This is a genomic window from Pseudomonas sp. MTM4 (assembly GCF_019355055.1).
Classification (GTDB): domain Bacteria; phylum Pseudomonadota; class Gammaproteobacteria; order Pseudomonadales; family Pseudomonadaceae; genus Stutzerimonas.
The window spans coordinates 3308763-3323359 of sequence record NZ_CP048411.1 but is presented as its reverse complement, the minus strand read 5'-3'; the positions used below and the strand labels follow the sequence as shown (position 1 = coordinate 3323359).

Sequence of the window (14597 nt, the reverse complement as noted above, 5' to 3'; positions counted from 1 at the left end):
TCGGGCTGCTCTGCAAATGCATCGAGCGGCCAACGCGAAAAAACGGATGAAAGAAAGTGCAGATCGTTAATGGCATGTCGCGGCAATACAGCCACGAAGCGGGTCGGGAGGGCGGTGGCGGATACTGCCGCCCAGCAGGCCGGGCTGTTTAGCTCGGACGATAAACGCGCACATTGACATGTCCCTCGCTCAGCAGATGATGAGCATGCAGGCGACTCATGACACCTTTATCGCAATACAGCAGGTACTGGCGGTTCACATCCAGTTCCTTGAATCGGTTGTTAAGCGCATAGAACGGCAGTGTTTGCACTTCGATGCCCTGCAGTTGCAGAGGTTCGTCCTCGGCGGCATCGGGGTGACGGATGTCGAGAATGACTTGGCTGGCCGTCGCCTCGATTACTTCCTCTACCTGAATATCCTGCCCCAGCTCGTCGATCACGCGATCGATGGCGACTTGGCGGGCGTTCTCCAGAGCGCGCTCGAGCACCTGCATATCGAATTGCTTTTCTTCGTGCTCGACGCGGTAGCGCTTGGCGCGGGTAGTCGGGTTCTTGGAGATCACGCCGCAATACTCGGGCATGTTCTTGGCGAACTCGGCGGTGCCGATCTCGAACGCGGTATCGATGATGTCCTGCTTGTGCGCGGCGATCAGCGGGCGCAGCACCAGCATGTCGGTGGCCGAGTCGATCACCGAGAGATTGGGCAGCGTCTGGCTGGAAACCTGGGAAATCGCCTCGCCGGTGACCAGCGCATCGATGTGCAGGCGCTCGGCGATCTGCGTGGAAGCACGCAGCATCATGCGCTTCAAGACCACGCCCATCTGGCTGTTGTCGACTTTCTTCAGAATCTCGCCGACCACCTCTTCGAACGGCACGCTGATAAACAACACGCGGTGCGAGCTGCCGTATTTCTTCCATAGATAGTGGGCGACTTCCATCACCCCCAGTTCATGGGCGCGACCGCCGAGGTTGAAGAAGCAGAAATGGGTCATCAGCCCGCGGCGCATCATTTGATAAGCCGCAACGGTGGAGTCGAAACCACCGGACATCAGCACCAGGGTCTGCTCCAGCGCACCCAGCGGATAGCCGCCGATGCCGTCATGCTGAGCATGGATGACGAACAGACGCTGGTCGCGAATTTCCATCCGCACTTCGATTTCCGGCGCTTTCAGCGAAATACCGGCGGCACCGCACTGCTGTCGTAGCTCGCTGCCGACGTGGCGCTCGACGTCCATCGAGCTAAAGGGATGCTTGCCGGCGCGCTTGCAGCGAACGGCGAATATCTTGCCGGCTAGCCGATCGGCGAAGTGCGCCTTGCACTTCTCGACGATATCGTCCAGATCGCCCAGCGGGTACTCATGGACTTCCAGGCAGTGAGCGATGCCCGGCGTGCAGCGCAGGCGCTCGATCATCTCGCGCAGCAGCTTTGGCTCGCTACGCACGGTTTCCACCTCGACGTTGTCCCACACGCCTTCCACCCGCAGTTCGGGATCGAGGTCGCGCAGCACGGTGCGGATGTTCTTCGCCAGTTGACGAATGAAGCCCTTGCGCACCGGTGGGCTCTTGATGGTGATTTCGGGGAAAACCTTGACGATCAGCTTCATGTAACAGCGCGCGCCGATATGGCGTAAAAAGAGGGGGGCGGAGTATAGCGGAACTGATCAAGCTTTAGTCAGTTTTCTCCAGCCGTACGATTGCACTTAAATTGAACAAAGCCAGAAAGCGACGCACCAAATAAGTGCACAAAGCGGACAGCACGCATCACCGGGACACCCACGGTTACAACAGCCCTTCAATTTCAGGCGCCCGGACCCAAGACGGAGCACTGGCATGCAATTTGCTCTCTTGTGAGGCAGGTTGCCTTGGCGGAACATCGCCGCCCGGCTTCACCCTGCTTCGGAAGCATCCCCTGTCAGCGCTTCCACTATTTGGAGAACACCATGTCGAAGTCGCTTCAACTGATCAAAGATTACGATGTGAAGTGGATTGATCTGCGCTTCACTGACACCAAGGGCAAGCAGCACCACGTCACCATTCCGGCTCGTGATGCTCACGATGAAGACTTCTTCGAACATGGCAAGATGTTCGACGGCTCCTCCATCCATGGCTGGAAGGGCATTGAAGCTTCCGACATGATCCTGATGCCGGTCGACGAAACCGCCGTGCTGGATCCGTTCACCGAAGAACCGACCCTGATCCTGGTCTGCGACATCGTCGAGCCGAGCACCATGCAGGGCTACGACCGCGACCCGCGCTCCATCGCCAAGCGCGCCGAAGAATTCCTCAAGTCCACCGGTATCGGCGACACCGTATTCGTCGGCCCGGAGCCGGAGTTCTTCATTTTCGACGAAGTGAAGTTCAAGTCGGATATCTCCGGCTCGATGTTCAAGATCTACTCCGAGCAGGGTTCCTGGATGACCGACCAGGACGTCGAAGGCGGCAATAAGGGCCATCGCCCTGCCGTCAAAGGCGGATATTTCCCTGTTCCGCCGTGCGACCACGACCATGAAATCCGTACTGCCATGTGCAACGCCATGGAAGAAATGGGCCTGGTCATCGAAGTTCACCACCACGAAGTGGCGACTGCCGGCCAGAACGAAATCGGTGTGAAGTTCAACACCCTGGTTGCCAAGGCTGACGAAGTTCAGACTCTGAAGTACTGCGTACACAACGTCGCCGATGCCTACGGCAAGACCGCGACCTTCATGCCGAAGCCGCTGTACGGCGACAACGGCTCGGGTATGCACGTGCACATGTCCATCTCCAAAGATGGCAAGAACACCTTCTCCGGCGAAGGCTATGCCGGCCTGTCCGAAACCGCCCTGTACTTCATCGGCGGCATCATCAAGCACGGTAAGGCCCTGAACGGCTTCACCAACCCGTCGACCAACTCCTACAAGCGTCTGGTCCCTGGCTTCGAAGCACCTGTCATGCTGGCCTACTCGGCTCGCAACCGCTCCGCTTCGATCCGTATCCCGTACGTTTCCAGCCCGAAAGCCCGCCGTATCGAAGCGCGCTTCCCGGATCCGGCTGCCAACCCTTACCTGTGCTTCGCCGCACTGCTGATGGCTGGCCTGGACGGCATCCAGAACAAGATTCACCCTGGCGATGCCGCTGACAAGAACCTCTACGATCTGCCGCCGGAAGAAGGCAAGCTGATCCCGCAGGTTTGCGGCAGCCTGAAGGAAGCCCTGGAAGAACTCGACAAGGGCCGCGCGTTCCTGACCAAGGGCGGCGTGTTCAGCGACGACTTCATCGATGCCTACCTCGAGCTCAAGAGCGAGGAAGAAATCAAGGTCCGCACCTTCGTGCATCCGCTGGAATACGACCTGTACTACAGCGTCTGATCCCAGCCTGCGCATGACAACAAGGCCTCCTTCGGGAGGCCTTGTTGTTAGTCCCGCCACTGATCGTTCTTCCTTCCGATCGCCGCTCGGTCACTGTGCAACACGGCCCAAGACTCCCGCCAACGATGTCAGGTTGAGGCCGCTCCCAATTCGCGCTGATCACGCTTGCCTGCCGACATCAGTGGTGCAAGGCTTGCAGCACCTTTACCCGAGGAGCTTCCCATGCGCCTTGCATTGCTCAGCCTGTTGTTGCTCATCACGGCGCCAGCCTTGGCGCAGATCTACAAATACACCGATGAAAAGGGCAACACGGTATTTACCAACCAGCCGCCAGAAGGCGTCGCAGTCGACACCGTCGAGCTGCCGCCAGCCAATACGGTCGATATCCGCACGCCGCCGCCCCCTCCTCCGCTCGAACGTGACGAGGACCGCAGCCAGCAGCCCTACCAGACTCTTTCCATCGGCGGCATACCCGATGAACAGGCGCTGCGCGCCAATAACGGCACGTTCGTCGTCACGGCCCAGCTCGACCCATCACTGCGCCAGGGACACCAGATCCGCTTTCTGCTCGACGGCATACCCCAGGCGGAGCCGAGTGCAAGCACTGCGCTGCAGCTGAACAATGTCGACCGAGGCACGCATGTGGTGGAGGTTCAGGTGCTCAGCGGCGAACGAGTCGTGCAGCGCAGCGCTAAGGAATTCACGGTACAACGCGTGCATACGTCCAATCCGGGACGCAGATGAAAGCCCTCCTCGGCCTGTTCGGCCTGCTGTCGATGCTGGCGCTGCCCGTCAGCGCCGGCATCTACACCTACATAGATGAACAGGGCAATCGCGTATTCACCGACCGTCCCGGTGGCCGCGCGGCCGAATCGGTCGATTCCAGATCAATCAACAGCATGCCCGCTCAGCCGACGGCGCCACCAGCCACGCCAGACAAGGCGCCGCGCGAAAACAAATTTACTTACCGGTTGCTCGAAATCGTCCAGCCTGAGCACGACACCACGCTGCGCAACAATGCCGGCGAACTGTCCGTCAGCGTCACTAGCGATCCCGCCTTGCAGCCCGGCCACCTCTACCGCCTGCTGCTCGATGGAAGCCCGATCGCGCCGGCCACCATCGAACCCACCTTCGCACTGGGGAACATCGACCGCGGCAGCCACCAGCTGATCGTGGAGGTTGTCGATGACAAGGGGCAGACACTGCAAAGCAGCCCACCTCGCACCTTTCATCTATTGCGCACCTCTCTTGCGCAGCGGCGTATGGTCAATCCCTGCAAAAAGGCCGATTACGGCGTGCGGCCCGAATGTCCGCTGAAGGACAAACCCGAGGAAAAGAAAGATATTCCCTTCGTGCCCTTTCTGTGATCATCCTATGCACCTAAATGGTGCATAAGTGGTATCGGCCGTACTTGCCCTACCGTCTCTCTGCCATGCTCTGCTTTGGAGCGTCCGGGCAAATGGCGCCTGTGTAAAAAAGGGCGCTTTGGTTTGCTTCTTGCATTTCCCGTACGACCTATCGGATGCAGACAGCCATGATCAACGAAGCCATACAGCGCCTGCTGATCGAAAACCTGACCACCGCGACCCTGCTGCTCGACTCGCGCTTGCGTCTGGAATACATGAATCCGGCAGCGGAGATGCTCCTGGCGGTTAGTGGCCAGCGTAGCCACGGCCAGTTCATCAGCGAACTTTTCACCGAGTCGCCCGAAGCGCTGGCGGCCCTGCGCCAGGCTGTCGAACAGGCGCACCCCTTTACCAAGCGCGAGGCAACGCTGACCTCTACCAACGGCCAGACGCTGACCGTGGATTACGCGGTCACGCCGATGCTGACCCGCCAGGAAACCATGCTGTTGCTGGAGGTGCTGCCGCGTGATCGACTGCTGCGCATCACCAAGGAAGAAGCGCAACTGTCCACCCACGAGACCACCCGAATGTTGGTCCGCGGCCTGGCCCACGAGATCAAGAACCCGCTCGGCGGCATCCGTGGCGCGGCGCAACTGCTCGCGCGGGAGTTGCCCGAGGAACACCTGAAGGACTACACCGAGGTAATCATCGAAGAGGCCGACCGCCTGCGGAACCTGGTCGACCGGATGCTCGGCTCGAACAAGCTGCCATCCCTGACGATGACCAACATTCACGAAGTGCTCGAACATGTCGCCAGCCTGATCGAAGCAGAAAGCCAAGGCCGCCTCATTTTGGTGCGAGACTACGACCCGAGCATTCCCGAGGTGCTGCTCGACCGCGAGCAGGTGATCCAGGCCGTGCTCAACATCATGCGCAACGCCATGCAGGCACTTGCCGGCCAGACGGAACTGGGGTTAGGCCGCCTGACATTGCGTACCCGCACACTGCGTCAGTTTACCATCGGGCACGTCCGCCACCGCCTGGTGACGCGCATCGAAATCATCGACAACGGCCCGGGCATCCCCGCCGAACTGCAGAACACGCTTTTCTACCCAATGGTCAGCGGGCGTCCCGATGGCACCGGCCTCGGGCTGGCGATCACCCAGAACATCATCAGTCAGCATCAGGGCCTGATCGAATGCGAGAGCCATCCGGGGCACACCGCGTTCTCGATCTTCCTGCCGCTGGAACAAGGAGCCCATCAGCATGAGCCAAAGTGAAAACGTCTGGATCGTCGACGATGATCGCTCCATCCGCTGGGTGCTGGAAAAGGCGCTGCAGCAGGAAGGCATGGCCACGCAGAGCTTCGACAGCGCCGATGGCATGCTGAGCCGACTGGCGCGGCAGCAACCGGATGTGATCATTTCCGACATCCGCATGCCGGGTATCAGTGGCTTGGACCTGCTGTCGCAGATTCGCGAGCACTATCCGCGTCTGCCGGTGATCATCATGACCGCCCACTCGGACCTCGACAGCGCGGTGGCGTCCTACCAGGGCGGCGCATTCGAATACCTGCCCAAGCCATTCGATGTCGACGATGCGGTGTCGCTGGTCAAGCGCGCCCACCAGCACGCGCAGGAACAGGAGCAGCTCAAGGAGCCCGTCAGCCGCCACCACACGCCGGAAATCATCGGCGAGGCGCCGGCGATGCAGGAGGTCTTTCGCGCCATCGGTCGCCTCAGCCACTCCAACATCACCGTGCTGATCAACGGCGAGTCGGGCACCGGCAAGGAACTGGTCGCCCATGCCCTGCATCGCCACAGCCCGCGTGCCGCTTCCCCGTTCATCGCGCTGAACATGGCGGCGATTCCCAAGGACCTGATGGAGTCGGAGCTATTCGGCCACGAAAAAGGCTCCTTTACCGGCGCCGCCAACCAACGCCGTGGGCGGTTCGAACAGGCCGATGGCGGCACCCTGTTTCTCGACGAGATCGGCGACATGCCGGCCGACACCCAGACCCGCCTGCTGCGCGTGCTCGCCGACGGCGAGTTTTACCGAGTTGGTGGTCATACGCCGGTTCGCGTCGATGTGCGCATCATTGCCGCAACGCATCAGGACCTGGAAACGCTGGTACAGGCCGGCAAGTTTCGCGAAGACCTGTTCCACCGCCTGAACGTCATTCGCATTCACATCCCGCGTCTGGCCGATCGACGCCAAGACATTCCCACGCTCGCGCAGCACTTTCTCGCCAGGGCCGCGCAGGAGTTGGCCGTCGAGACCAAGCTGCTCAAGAGCGAGACCGAGGAATATCTGCAGAACCTGCCATGGCCCGGCAACGTGCGTCAGCTGGAGAACACCTGTCGCTGGATCACGGTCATGGCCTCGGGACGCGAGGTACATGTGAGCGATTTGCCGCCGGAGCTGCTCAATCAGCCTGCCGACGCCCTACCGGCCCATAACTGGGAACAGGCGCTGCATCAATGGGCCGATCTGGCGCTGGCACGCGGCCAATCAGGCTTGCTCGACGAGGCGGTGCCGGCATTCGAGCGGATCATGATCGAAACGGCCCTGCGCCACACCGCCGGACGGCGACGCGACGCGGCTTTGCTGTTGGGTTGGGGTCGCAACACCCTGACGCGCAAGATCAAAGAGCTGGGGATGGGCGTGGACGGTGGCGAGGACGACGAAGGCGAGGACAACTGACCGACCGATACGTACCGGATTGCGCCATCAGCGCGGCGCGACCCGCACGTCTAGCCGCCAGTCACCGTCGACTTCCTGGCCATCCGACTCGGCCACCAACGGTCTGGTCGCCACGAAGTGCAGCAATAATCCGTTCTCAGTCGTTTGCAGGCGCCAGCCGACGTTGGTGCCGCCAATATCAAGCCGTCCGTCCTCGGCGCTGCCCTGCGCCTGGAACAACATGCCCACCGCCCCATCCACGTCCTGGCTGTAGAGCTCCGGCTCGCGATCGAACCACAGCTGCAGCCCACCGGCGATAGGCTCGGCACGCAGCAACTGCACCGGCCCGGGCGCCGTGACCCGCCCAATCATGGCGCCCACCAGCAGCCCGATCAGCACCAGCGCTGCGAAAAAGCGCCGACGCAAACGAGGTAGCGGATCGTGCGGCGCAGGGTCGCCTGCCGCAGTAGAATGCCGGTCGTTTTCAGAGTCGGTGATGCGCATGTTCCATGTGATCCTTTTCCAGCCGGAAATTCCGCCGAATACCGGCAACATTATCAGGCTCTGCGCCAATGCCGGCTGCAGCCTGCACCTGATCGAACCCCTGGGCTTCGAACTGGACGACAAGCGTCTGCGCCGGGCGGGCTTGGATTACCACGAATATGCGCCGTTGCAACGCCACGCTGATCTGGACAGCTGCCTGGCGAGCATCGGCCAGACACGCCTGTTCGCGTTCACCACCAAAGGCTCGCAGCCTTTTCATCAAGTGCAGTTCCAGCGCGGCGATGCCTTCCTGTTCGGCCCGGAAAGCCGCGGGCTGCCGCCGGAAATCCGCGACGCACAGCCCAATGAAAGGCGCCTGCGCCTGCCGATGCGGCCCGACAGCCGCAGCCTGAACCTTTCCAACACCGTGGCGGTGGCCGTCTACGAAGCCTGGCGCCAGCTGGATTTCGCGTTGCAATAAGGCCTGTAACAAGCCGTATAACCCTTGTACCGATAGGGGTGAACGATCACTTGGTCCTCACGTCGTAACTTCATGCGCCTCCATAACAAGAGCACAGGAGATCGACGTGAGCCAGCCAACCTTCAAGCCCTACCACGCACCATCCGGCGGCTGGGGCTCGGCCTATTCAGTCGCCAATATCCTGATCCGCGAGAAGATTCCGTTAGCCGGCGCCTCGCTGTTGCTCAAACAGAACAAACCCATCGATGGCTTCGCCTGTGTCAGTTGTGCTTGGGCCAAGCCTCACCCGTCGCGGCCACTGTCGTTCTGCGAGAACGGCGCCAAGGCCACCGCCTGGGAGAACACCAGCCGTCGCTGCGGCCCGGATTTCTTCGCCGCCCACACAGTGCGTGAATTGCTCAACTGGACCGACTTCGATCTGGAGCACCAAGGCCGCCTGACCCATCCCATGCGCTACGACGCCGCCAGCGACCAGTACAAACCAGTCAGCTGGGACGAGGCCTTCGCCGAGATCGGCCAGGAACTGAAAGCCATGGCCGACCCCAACCAGGTGGTCTTCTACATGTCCGGTCGTGCCTCGCTGGAAACCGCCTACATGTATGGCGTGCTGGCACGGATGTACGGCACCAACAACCTGCCGGACAGCTCTAACATGTGCCACGAAAGCACCTCGGTGGCGTTGCCGGAGAGCATCGGCGTGCCCGTGGCGACCGTCACCCTGAACGACATGGAAAAGACTGACGGCCTGTTCTTCTTTGGCCAGAACACCGGCACCTCCAGCCCGCGCATGCTCCACGAACTGCAGGAAGCCCGCGAGCGCGGCGCCGAGATCGTCACCTTCAATCCGATTCGCGAACGCGGGCTGGAGCGCTTCGTCGATCCGCAATCACCCAGGGAAATGCTTACACCGGACAGCACGGTGATCAGCACCCAATATCATCAGCTGGCGATCGGTGGGGATATCGCCGCGATCACCGGGGTCTGCAAGGCGCTGTTCGCCATGGATGACGAGGCGCAAGCGGCGAGTAAACCGCGGGTGCTCGACGTCGATTTCATCGCGCAGCACACCCACGGCTTCGAGGCTTTCGAACAGCGCGTACGCGGCTATGCCTGGCCAGTGCTGGAGCGCCGTTCGGGCCTCAGCCGCGCAGCGATGGAAGCCGCCGCCACCGCCTACGCCAGTTGCCAGCGCGTGATCGTAGCCTACGGCATGGGCATCACCCAGCACCGCCATGGCGTGGAGGCGGTGCAGATGCTGGTCAACCTGCTTTTGCTGCGCGGCAATATGGGCAAGGAAGGCGCCGGCATCCTGCCGGTGCGGGGGCATTCCAACGTGCAGGGCCAGCGCACCGTGGGCATCACCGAAAAGGCGGCGAAGGTGCCCGCCGATAATCTGCGCCGGCAGTTCGGCTTCGAGTCGCCGAGCGAGGATGGCGTGAATACGGTGGAAGCCTGCGAAGGCATCCTCGACGGCAGTATCAAGGGCTTCGTCGCCCTGGGCGGCAATTTCACCCGCGCGGTGCCCGATACTTCGCAGATCGAACCGGCCTGGCGCAGGCTGCGCCTGTCGGTGCAGGTGTCGACCAAGCTCAACCGCAATCACCTGATCGTTGGTGAAGTGTCGTACATCCTGCCGTGCCTGGGCCGCACCGAGATCGACCGCCAGGCCACTGGCGAGCAACGCCACACCACCGAGGACAGCACCGGCTGCATCCGCGCCTGGCGCGGGGCAGCCGAGCCGGCCGGCGAGCTGCTGCTATCCGAGCCGGCCATCGTTGCGCGGCTGGCCAAGGCCGCGCTGGTGGATAATCCAAATCTCGATTGGAACGCCTGGGTCGGTAACTACGATTTGATCCGCAATGCCATCGCCGAGAGCTATCCCGATATATTCCATGACTTCAACGTGCGCATGATGGAGCCGGGCGGCTTCCATCGGCCTCTAGGCGCCAGCCAGCGCCAGTGGGACACCGAAACCGGCAAAGCCAACTTCATCAATCCGCCGGAGCTGGCGGCAGACCCCGATACCGAAGAAGGCGGCCATGAGCGGCACGACGTGCTGCAACTGATGACGCTGCGCAGCAACGATCAGTTCAACACCACCGTCTACGGCTACAACGACCGCTTTCGCGGTATCCACGGCACGCGCGCGGTGATCATGATGAACCGCAACGACATCGTCCGCCTGGGCCTGGCCGAAGGTGATCAGATCGAGGCAGTGACCGAGGTGGACGATGGCGTGCATCGTGCGGTTGGGCCATTGCGCGTAACGCCCTACGACATCCCCGAAGGCTGCTGCGCCGGCTACTACCCCGAGTGCAACGTGCTGCTGCCGGTCTGGCACCACGCCAAACGCAGCAAGGTGCCAGCGGCGAAATCGATTCCGGTGCGTTTGCGCAAGGTCATCGCCGCGACTCGAGCTTCCAGCGTGCCCGTCGAGCCCAACCCACCGACAGGGATTGGCGCGGCCTGACTTGAGCTAGATTCGGGCCGCCTCCCTTCGCCGCAGCAGCGGACCGCTCCCACGATAGAAGCTTTACGATTCCTGGCCGCCGGACGGAAACATGGCCGGTTGAAAAGCGCGTTGCCCTCCCCCATATCAACCGCATTCGGGCATTCATCGCCCCGCCGCGTGGAGAATTTTCCTTGACCACCATCGTTTCAGTGCGCCGCAACGGCAAAGTCGTCATGGGCGGCGACGGCCAGGTTTCCCTGGGCAATACCGTCATGAAGGGCAACGCCAAGAAAGTCCGCCGCCTCTACCACGGCCAGGTGCTGGCCGGTTTCGCCGGTGCCACCGCCGACGCCTTCACCCTTTTCGAGCGCTTCGAGGGCCAGTTGGAAAAACACCAGGGCCATCTGGTGCGCGCCGCCGTCGAGCTGGCCAAGGACTGGCGTACCGACCGTTCCCTGAGCCGCCTGGAAGCCATGCTCGCCGTGGCTAACAAGGACGCATCCCTGATCATCACCGGCAATGGCGACGTAGTGCAGCCCGAGGACGACCTGATCGCTATGGGCTCCGGCGGCGGTTTCGCCCAGGCGGCGGCCATGGCGCTGCTGCGCAAGGGCGGCGATGACATGTCCGCCCAGGACATCGCCGAGACCGCGCTGAACATTGCCGGCAGCATCTGCGTCTTCACCAATCAGAACCTGACCATAGAGGAACTGGATAGCGCCATCTGAGCGCGTCCGCTTCCGGAGTACCGAACATGTCCATGACGCCCCGCGAAATCGTCCACGAACTCAACCGCCACATCATCGGCCAGGACGACGCCAAGCGTGCCGTCGCCATCGCCCTGCGCAACCGCTGGCGGCGCATGCAGCTCTCCGCCGAACTGCGTCCGGAAGTCACGCCGAAGAACATCCTGATGATCGGCCCGACCGGCGTCGGCAAGACCGAGATCGCCCGTCGCCTGGCCAAGCTGGCCAACGCGCCCTTCATCAAGGTGGAAGCGACCAAATTCACCGAAGTCGGCTATGTCGGCCGCGACGTTGAGTCGATCATCCGCGATTTGGCCGACGCCGCATTGAAGATGCTGCGTGAACAGGAAGTGCAGAAGATGCAGCACCGCGCCGAAGACGCCGCCGAGGAGCGCATCCTCGATGCCCTGCTGCCCCAGGCGCGCCCGGTCGGTTTCAGCGAGGAGCCGGTGCAGAGCAGCGATTCCAACACCCGCCAGCTATTCCGCAAGCGTCTGCGCGAGGGCCAGCTGGACGACAAGGAAATCGACATCGAAGTCGCCGACAGCCCGGCGGGCGTTGAGATCATGGCCCCGCCCGGCATGGAGGAAATGACCAGCCAGTTGCAGAACCTGTTCTCCAATATGGGTAAGGGCAAGAAGAAAAGCCGCAAGCTGAAGATCAAGGACGCGTTCAAGCTGGTGCGGGACGAGGAAGCGGCGCGCCTAGTCAACGAGGAAGAACTCAAGGCCCGCGCGCTGGAAGCGGTGGAGCAGAACGGCATCGTCTTCATCGACGAAATCGACAAGGTGGCCAAGCGCGGCAACACCAGCGGCGCCGATGTGTCCCGCGAGGGCGTGCAGCGCGACCTGTTGCCGCTGATCGAGGGCAGCACGGTCAACACCAAGCTGGGCATGGTCAAGACCGACCACATTCTGTTTATCGCCAGCGGCGCTTTCCACCTGTCCAAGCCCAGCGATCTGGTGCCGGAACTGCAGGGTCGCCTGCCGATCCGAGTGGAACTCAAAGCCCTGTCGCCGGAAGACTTCGAGCGTATCCTCACCGAACCGCACGCCTCGCTCACCGAGCAGTACCGCGAGCTGCTGAAGACCGAAGGGCTGCATATAGAATTCGCCGAGGACGGCATCAAGCGTCTCGCAGAGATCGCCTGGCAGGTCAATGAGAAGACCGAGAACATCGGCGCCCGCCGTCTGCATACCCTGCTCGAACGCCTGCTGGAAGAAGTCTCCTTCAGCGCTGGCGACCTGGCGGGGCAGCAGAACGGCGAGCCGATCCGCATCGACACCGCCTACGTCAACGAGCACCTGGGCGAGCTGGCGGAAGACGAAGATCTGTCGCGGTATATCCTTTAAAGGCAGCTGGGAGCTGGGAGCCAGAAGCTGGAAGAACGGTGCGGCACAACCTGTTCAGCAGCAGACAGGCTTCGGCTTCAAGCTCATACGGAGTATGCCCATGCGCATCCCCACTCAGATCAAACTCCGCAAGGCTTCGAAAACCCTGGAGCTGGAATACGGCACCGACGAGCGCTACAGCCTGCCGGCCGAATTCCTACGGGTGAATTCGCCGTCCGCCGAAGTCCAAGGCCATGGCAATCCGATCCTGCAGACCGGCAAGATCAACGTTGCGCTGGAAGGTGTGGAACCTGCCGGACAGTACGCGCTGAAGCTGACTTTCAGCGACGGCCACGACAGCGGCCTTTACAGCTGGGAATACCTCGACCATCTGTCGCGCAACCAGCAGCAACTTTGGGACGAATACCTCCAGGCGCTGGCCGCAGCTGGTAAATCCCGCGACCCGGATATCTCGCCGGTCAAGCTGATGCTTTGAACGGCTGATTGGCTGCGTTGCGCTGCAGCCAACTGCCGAAGTAACACTCGCTCGCCGGGTTTCAACCCACCCGCTTTCTCCAGCTGCGCGCCCCCACGGCAGCCACTTAGCCGTGTTCGTGGCCACCCTAACCTTCCCGCCCAATGGCAGCACAACTGATGAGCGCGCCGACGCGCGCGCGGTCAAAGCTCAGGTTCGAACGTAGTCAACAGACCCGCCACATACGACTACCGGGAGCCTTCGCCATGCCTGCCCACCGTGTTACCCACCACCATCTCGACCTAGATGGTATCGACGTCTTCTACCGCGCCGCCGGGCCGCAGGACGCACCTGTGGTTCTACTGCCTCACGGTTACCCTTGCTCGTCCTACGAATTCAGGGCCGTTGCTTGCCGACCGCTGGCGGCTGCTCGCGCCGGATTTCCCAGGCTGCGGTTACAGCGCGACGCCGAACGACTTCGCCTACGATTTCGACGGCTACGCCGACTTCCTCGATCGCTTCACCCGCCGCCTGGGCGTAGAGCGCTTCGCACTCTATCTGCGCGACTTCGGTTCGCAGATCGGTCTGCGCCTGGCCATCGCCCAGCCGCAGCGCATTGCCGCGCTGATCCTGCAGAACGGCGACATCTACGAGGACCAACTGGGCCCCAAGTACGCCGCGCTGCAAAGCTTCTTCGCCAACCCGACCCCGCAGGCGCGCGCCGGGCTGGCCGACGCCGTCAGCTTCGAAGGCTTCAAGGAAGAATTTCTCAACGAGGTGGAGCCGGAGCTAGCCAAATGCATCCCGCCGGATCTGTGGCACCTGCATTGGGCACTGATGACACCGCGTCGCAAGGAAATCACGGTGCAGGTGATCGCCGGGCTCAAGGAGAACCTAGCCTGGTTTCCCCGTTATCAGGCCTACCTGCGCGACCATCAGCCGCCCACTCTGATCGTCTGGGGTCCTCGCGACGGCTACATGCCCGAGGGGTCGGCAAAAGCCTACCTGCGCGACTTACCGAACGCCGAGCTGCACCTGTTCGAGGATGGCGGTCATTGGCTGCTGGAAACCCACCTCGATGAAGTGGCGCGCCTGTCGCGGGCGTTCCTGGAGCGGAGTTGCCACTGAGCGCAGGCGGCATTGTCTGCAAGGCCGGCACAGCGACCGAGCCCATCGGACAAATCTTTTGAGGCTTGCCGCTTGAAGCTCACCGCAGCCTTTTAGGTTTAGAATGCCCCGCACATTCTTCCGGTGA

12 protein-coding genes and 1 pseudogene are annotated in these 14597 nt (G+C 62.0%); 11 read left to right on the top strand and 2 right to left on the bottom strand.

Annotation, left to right across the window (positions count from 1 at the left end):
* Nucleotides 1-148 precede the first annotated feature (148 nt).
* A complete protein-coding gene (gene thiI / locus GYM54_RS15410) occupies nucleotides 149-1603 on the bottom strand; it encodes a tRNA uracil 4-sulfurtransferase ThiI (protein WP_131649436.1) in 1455 nt (484 codons plus the stop codon).
* 336 nt (nucleotides 1604-1939) lie between these two features.
* Between thiI and glnA the strand changes: the two genes are divergently transcribed.
* The 5 genes and pseudogenes from glnA (at nucleotide 1940) to ntrC (ending at nucleotide 7395) form a co-directional block, all read left to right on the top strand.
* Entirely contained in the window at nucleotides 1940-3346 is a 1407-nt protein-coding gene (glnA, locus tag GYM54_RS15405; RefSeq protein WP_131649435.1) for a glutamate--ammonia ligase, read from the top strand.
* Between the two features lie 222 nt (nucleotides 3347-3568).
* Nucleotides 3569-4169: pseudogene (locus GYM54_RS15400) on the top strand (DUF4124 domain-containing protein).
* Nucleotides 4123-4713 carry a DUF4124 domain-containing protein gene (locus tag GYM54_RS15395; protein WP_374105172.1) on the top strand — a complete coding sequence of 197 codons (591 nt, stop codon included), beginning with the start codon at nucleotides 4123-4125 and terminating at the stop codon, nucleotides 4711-4713. The pseudogene GYM54_RS15400 and the gene GYM54_RS15395 overlap by 47 nt, the downstream one beginning before the upstream one ends.
* Before the next feature lie 167 nt (nucleotides 4714-4880).
* Nucleotides 4881-5972, top strand: a complete 1092-nt coding sequence (gene glnL / locus GYM54_RS15390; protein WP_131649432.1) for a nitrogen regulation protein NR(II) — start codon at nucleotides 4881-4883, stop codon at nucleotides 5970-5972.
* Nucleotides 5959-7395, top strand: a complete 1437-nt coding sequence (gene ntrC, locus GYM54_RS15385) for a nitrogen regulation protein NR(I) (protein WP_131649431.1) — start codon at nucleotides 5959-5961, stop codon at nucleotides 7393-7395. Before glnL ends, ntrC begins: the two co-directional genes overlap by 14 nt.
* A 27-nt stretch (nucleotides 7396-7422) precedes the next feature.
* Here the strand turns inward: ntrC and GYM54_RS15380 are convergent, their stop codons facing one another.
* Nucleotides 7423-7878, bottom strand: a complete 456-nt coding sequence (locus GYM54_RS15380) for a hypothetical protein (RefSeq protein WP_197444868.1) — start codon at nucleotides 7876-7878, stop codon at nucleotides 7423-7425.
* Here GYM54_RS15380 and trmL point away from each other — a divergent pair.
* The 6 genes from trmL to GYM54_RS15350 all read left to right on the top strand — a co-directional run bounded on the left by trmL (nucleotide 7877) and on the right by GYM54_RS15350 (nucleotide 14470).
* A complete protein-coding gene (gene trmL, locus GYM54_RS15375) occupies nucleotides 7877-8338 on the top strand; it encodes a tRNA (uridine(34)/cytosine(34)/5-carboxymethylaminomethyluridine(34)-2'-O)-methyltransferase TrmL (protein ID WP_181100207.1) in 462 nt (153 codons plus the stop codon). The genes GYM54_RS15380 and trmL overlap by 2 nt on opposite strands.
* A gap of 106 nt (nucleotides 8339-8444) precedes the next feature.
* Nucleotides 8445-10808, top strand: a complete 2364-nt coding sequence (locus tag GYM54_RS15370) for an FdhF/YdeP family oxidoreductase (RefSeq protein WP_197444867.1) — start codon at nucleotides 8445-8447, stop codon at nucleotides 10806-10808.
* A 173-nt stretch (nucleotides 10809-10981) separates the two neighbouring features.
* Nucleotides 10982-11518 (top strand): ATP-dependent protease subunit HslV, encoded by a 537-nt coding sequence (gene hslV, locus GYM54_RS15365; protein WP_197444866.1) that lies wholly within the window; start codon nucleotides 10982-10984, stop codon nucleotides 11516-11518.
* A 26-nt stretch (nucleotides 11519-11544) separates the two neighbouring features.
* The gene (gene hslU, locus GYM54_RS15360) at nucleotides 11545-12888 is read left to right on the top strand and encodes an ATP-dependent protease ATPase subunit HslU (RefSeq protein WP_197444865.1); all 1344 of its coding nucleotides are present in this window, start codon (nucleotides 11545-11547) and stop codon (nucleotides 12886-12888) included.
* A gap of 100 nt (nucleotides 12889-12988) precedes the next feature.
* Nucleotides 12989-13363, top strand: a complete 375-nt coding sequence (locus tag GYM54_RS15355) for a gamma-butyrobetaine hydroxylase-like domain-containing protein (protein ID WP_131649426.1) — start codon at nucleotides 12989-12991, stop codon at nucleotides 13361-13363.
* Nucleotides 13364-13747: 384 nt separating this feature from the next.
* Entirely contained in the window at nucleotides 13748-14470 is a 723-nt protein-coding gene (locus tag GYM54_RS15350; protein WP_197444864.1) for an alpha/beta fold hydrolase, read from the top strand.
* Nucleotides 14471-14597 lie beyond the last annotated feature (127 nt).